Source organism: Pseudogracilibacillus auburnensis (assembly GCF_003201975.1).
GTDB classification, from domain to species: domain Bacteria; phylum Bacillota; class Bacilli; order Bacillales; family Amphibacillaceae; genus Pseudogracilibacillus; species Pseudogracilibacillus auburnensis.
In genome coordinates this window covers 143,700-144,460 of sequence record NZ_QJJQ01000015.1, presented here as the reverse complement: position 1 = coordinate 144,460, position 761 = coordinate 143,700, and the positions used below count along the sequence as shown (strand labels likewise).

The 761-nt window shown below is 43.4% G+C and carries 1 protein-coding gene; it reads right to left on the bottom strand.

The window, feature by feature from the left end:
* Positions 1–761 (bottom strand): isopeptide-forming domain-containing fimbrial protein (locus DFR56_RS23105; RefSeq protein ID WP_158525708.1); only part of this gene is annotated, 761 nt, incomplete at both ends.

Below are 761 nucleotides of genomic sequence, written 5' to 3'. Positions count from 1 at the left end.
ACGGTCACTAAGAAGGTAACCGTATGATCATCGGTATCCGCCACATTACCAAACGTTCCTGTAACTTTGCCATCTACCACATGACCGGCATCTTCGTCTTTCGCATCTGTCACTGACTTGCCATCTACTTCTAGACTTCCTGGCACATACGTTAAACCTGCTGGAATCGTATCGGTGATAACTAAGTTTTCTACCAAACTATCTTCGATTGTATTTTTAGTCGTAATCGTGTAGCGAATTGTATCGCCTACTTCTGGATTCTTCTCATCTGTATTTCCGTCTGCTTTCGTTTCCAGTTTCGAGGACTTCTTCGATTCTAGTTTTGGTCCTCTTGGATAAATGTCGACCTCTTCTTCTGGCTCATCTGGATCTCCATTGTCTCCACCTACAACGGCGATGTTTTTAATCGTCTTTCCTGATTGACCTTTGTCTACCGTTACTAAGAACGTGACCGTATGTTCTTTGGTATCCGTTACATCACCGAAGGTACCTGTGACTTTACCTTCTATCACATGACCCGCATCTTCATCTTTCGCATCTGTCACGGACTTGCCATCTACTTCAAGACTGCCTGACACATACGTTAAACCTGCTGGAATCGTATCGGTGATAACTAAGTTTTCGACCAAGCTATCTTCGATCGTATTTTTAGTCGTAATCGTGTAGCGAATTGTATCGCCTACTTCTGGATTGTCCGCATCGGTATTTCCTTCTGCTTTCTTCTCCAATTTCGAGGACTTTTTCGATTCTAGCTTTGGTTC